At 66.2% G+C, this 3,500-nt stretch carries 4 protein-coding genes; 2 read left to right on the forward strand and 2 right to left on the reverse strand.

What is annotated here, in order from left to right; genetic code table 11:
• Positions 1-832: glyoxylate/hydroxypyruvate reductase A (locus JHD07_RS11860; protein WP_291622186.1), on the forward strand; the 832-nt coding region annotated here is incomplete at its 5' end.
• 15 nt (positions 833-847) lie between these two features.
• Here JHD07_RS11860 and JHD07_RS11865 read toward each other — a convergent pair.
• Entirely contained in the window at positions 848-1,492 is a 645-nt protein-coding gene (locus JHD07_RS11865; RefSeq protein WP_291622188.1) for a TetR/AcrR family transcriptional regulator, read from the reverse strand.
• Positions 1,493-1,598: 106 nt separating this feature from the next.
• On the opposite strand from JHD07_RS11865, the gene JHD07_RS11870 reads away from it, so the two are divergent.
• Positions 1,599-2,243: a glutathione binding-like protein gene (locus JHD07_RS11870; RefSeq protein WP_291622190.1), complete on the forward strand. Its 645-nt coding sequence runs from the start codon at positions 1,599-1,601 to the stop codon at positions 2,241-2,243.
• A gap of 214 nt (positions 2,244-2,457) precedes the next feature.
• Here JHD07_RS11870 and JHD07_RS11875 read toward each other — a convergent pair.
• A partial coding sequence (locus tag JHD07_RS11875) for a TRAP transporter large permease (RefSeq protein ID WP_291622192.1) occupies positions 2,458-3,500 on the reverse strand: 1,043 nt, incomplete at its 5' end.

Genomic DNA, 3,500 nt, shown 5'->3' on the forward strand with positions numbered 1-3,500 from the left:
GGCCGAGGTCCATTATGCCGCTGTATGGAAGCCGGCGCCGGGCGTCCTCGGCGCGTTCCCCAATCTGCGCGCGATCTTCAATCTCGGCGCCGGCGTCGATGCGCTGATGGCGGACAAGAGCCTGCCCGAGGTGCCGCTGGTGCGCGTCGCCGTCCCCGATCTCACCAACCGCATGACCGAATATGTCGTGCTGCACGTGCTGATGCATCACCGCCAGGAGCTGTACCTGCGCGACTCGCAGCGCGCAAAACGCTGGGCGCCGCTCTATCAATGGCCTGCCAGCGCGGTGACCGTGGGCGTCATGGGCCTCGGGACTCTCGGCGCCGATGCGGCTGATGTGCTGAAGCGGCTCGGCTTCCGCGTCGCCGGCTGGAGCCGCAGCCCGCGCACGATCGAGGGCGTCGAATGCTTCCATGGCACCGCGGGCATGGACGCCTTCCTGCGCACGACCGACATCCTGGTCTGCCTGCTGCCGCTGACGCCGGACACGCATGGCATCCTCAACCGCGACGCCTTCACAAAGCTCAACCGCGACAGCCCGCTCGGCGCGCCCGTGCTGATCAATGCCGGCCGCGGCGGCTTGCAGAACGAAGCCGATATCCTGGCCTGCCTCGACGACGGCACGCTGGGCGCCGCCTCGCTCGACGTCTTCGTGCAGGAGCCGCAGCCGGCCGACAGCCGGTTCTGGACCCATCCCAAGGTGCTGCTGACCCCGCACAACGCAGCCGATACCGACGCCGACGCGATCTCGGCCTATGTCGCCGAGCAGATCAAGCGGTTCGAGGCCGGCGGCGCGCTGGAGAACGTGGTGGACCGGACGCGGGGGTATTGAAGCTTCGCTTCCAGCCTACCCCTTAGCGCCGAGCATCACATCAATCGCGCCCTTCACGATCGCCTCGAGCTCCTTGCGCGGCACGCGGGCGCGCGAGCGGATGGCGATGGTGTGCATGGTGGCTGACGCGACCTGCGCCAGCGCGACGAGATCGGCGCTCTCCGGCAACTCTCCCTTCTCCTTGGCACGGCGAAAGCAACTGGCGAACGCCTTGTCGATCCCGGCGAGGCCGTCCAGCACCATGGCGCGGATCTCGGGATCGCCGACGGCTTCGGACGCCGCAGTGACGATCGTGAAGCAACCGCGCGGGCCGGCGTCGCCGGACAAATAGATATCCAGCGCGGCCGCGTAGATGCGCTCCAGCCGCTGACGCAGCGGCATCTCCTCGCGGAAGATCGTCCCCATCGCCGCGGCAGCCTCGTCGCGATAGCGCTGGTAGCTCTTGATGTAGAGCTCGCGCTTGTCGCCGAAGGCGCCGTAGAGGCTCGGGCGGTTCATACCGGTTGCAGCGCTGAGATCGTCGAGCGAGGTCGCGGCGAAGCCTTGCTTGCGAAACAGATCGAGCGCCTTGCCGAGCGCAACGCCGGGCTCATAGGCGCGCGGGCGGCCGCGGCGCTTAGGTTGGCCGGCAGCAGCCGGCGGCTTCGCTTTTTGTACCATTTCGCAAATTAATCCTTGACCGCGATTATATTATGCAAGATGGTACAAAAATCAATCTGGCCAGGTTGAGCGTCCCCCAAAGAGGAATTGCCCAAGGAGGCACCAGATGGATCTCTATTTCTCGCCGCTCGCCTGCTCGATGGCGACACGCGTCGCGCTGTACGAAGCCGGCGCCGAGGCTAACTATCTCGAAGTTGATCCGCCGACCAAGCGGGTACTGAACGACGGCTCCGACTTCCGCGCGGTAAATCCGATCGGCCTGGTGCCGACGCTGCGCACCGACGACGGCGTGGTGCTGACCGAAAATGCCGCGATCCTGCAATATGTCGCAGACCGTTTTCCGCAATCCGGCCTCGGCGCCAGCGCCGGAATCGAGCGCACGCGGCTGCATCAATGGCTCTGCTTCATCGGCACCGAGCTGCACAAGGGGCTGTTCGTCCCCCTGCTCGACCGCAAGGCGTCGCAGGAGGCCAAGGCGTATGCCTTGGAAAAGAACCTGTCGCGGCTCGACTATCTCGACCATTACCTCGAGGGACGCGACTTCCTGCTCGACCATTTCAGCGTGGCCGACGCCTATCTCGTCACGGTGATCAACTGGACGGTGGCGACGCCCCCGATCGAGCTCGCGAAATGGCCGAACGTGAAAGCCTACCACGAGCGCATGCGTCAGCGGCCCTCGATTGCGCGGGCGATTGCCGAGGAGTTCGAGCTGTACAAGGCCGAGCTGGCACGGAAGAAAGCGGCGGCTTAGGCCCCAGAGCTTGGCCACGGGACGTCTGTGGTGTCCCGGACGCGCTGCAGCGTTCTCACGCTGCTGCGCAGCGCCGGGACCCAGAGAGCTCCACATTCGCTAACGCATGGGCCCCGGCTCTGCAGCGCACCACGCCGCGAAGACGCGGCACGTTGCGCTGCGTCCGGAGTACGAGACCGCTGCTTGGCGATCACCGCCGGCGTCGAGATTTCGATTATCCGTACAGCACCCGCGGAAGCACCGTGACGATGCCGGGCCAGAGCGTGAGCAGCAGCACGAAGCCGACCATGATGACGAGATAAGGCATCGTCACGCGGGCAATGTAGCCGAGACCGTCGTCGGTCAGCCCCTGGATCACGAACAGGTTGAACCCGACCGGCGGCGTGATCTGCGCCATCTCGACGGCCATCACGAGGAAGATGCCGAACCAGACCTCGTCGAAGCCCGCGCCCTTCACGATCGGCAGCACGATCGGCAGCGTCATCACGATCATCGAGAAGCCGTCGAGGAAGCAGCCGAGAACGAGATAGAAGACGATCAGCGCCACGATCAGCATGAAGGGCGACAGGCCGAGCCCCTTGACGAACGCGGCCACCGCCTGCGGGATGCCGAGGAACGCGGCGGCATTGCCGAGGATCGAGGCCCCCAGCACGATCAGCGCGATCATCGAGCAGGTGATGACCGAGCCGATCAGCACGTCGCGCATCACCTGTTGCGACATTGCGCCCTGCGCCCAGGCGACCAGCGCCGCGCCGAGCACGCCGACGGCGGCCGCCTCCGACGGCGTCGCAAGCCCGCCATACATTGAGCCGAGCACGCAGGCGATCAGGAAAAGTGCCGGCGCGAGATCCTTCAGCGCCGCGAAACGTTCGCCCCACGGCACCTGCGAAAGCTTGGCTTCCGTCTCGGGCACCATCGCGGGCCTGAGAGTCGTGTGCAGCATCACCCAGGCCATGAAGGTAGCGGCCAGCAAGAAGCCCGGCAGCACGCCGGCCGTGAACAGCTTCAGGATCGAGACGTCGCCGAGCACGCCGTAGATGATCATGATGTTGGAGGGCGGGATCAGGAAGCCGAGCGTGCCGGCGCCGGCGAGCGAGCCGATCGCGATGTCGCGGGAATAGCCGCGGCGCGTGAGCTCGTTGAGCGACATGCGGCCGATCACCTGCGTGGTGGCGGCCGACGAGCCCGAGATCGCCGCGAAGATGGTGCAGCCGATCACGTTCACATGGAGCAGGCGGCCGGGCAGCAGGCCGGCCC

Origin of the sequence: Bradyrhizobium sp. (assembly GCF_016462955.1) — a bacterium.
Taxonomy (GTDB): Bacteria; Pseudomonadota; Alphaproteobacteria; order Rhizobiales; family Xanthobacteraceae; genus Bradyrhizobium.

What these genes read in the sequence shown, in the direction of transcription:
- JHD07_RS11865 (WP_291622188.1), bottom strand. Translation starts at nt 1,492, where the DNA reads ATGGTACAAAAAGCGAAGCCGCCGGCTGCTGCCGGCCAACCTAAGCGC.
- JHD07_RS11870 (WP_291622190.1), top strand. Translation starts at nt 1,599, where the DNA reads ATGGATCTCTATTTCTCGCCGCTCGCCTGCTCGATGGCGACACGCGTC.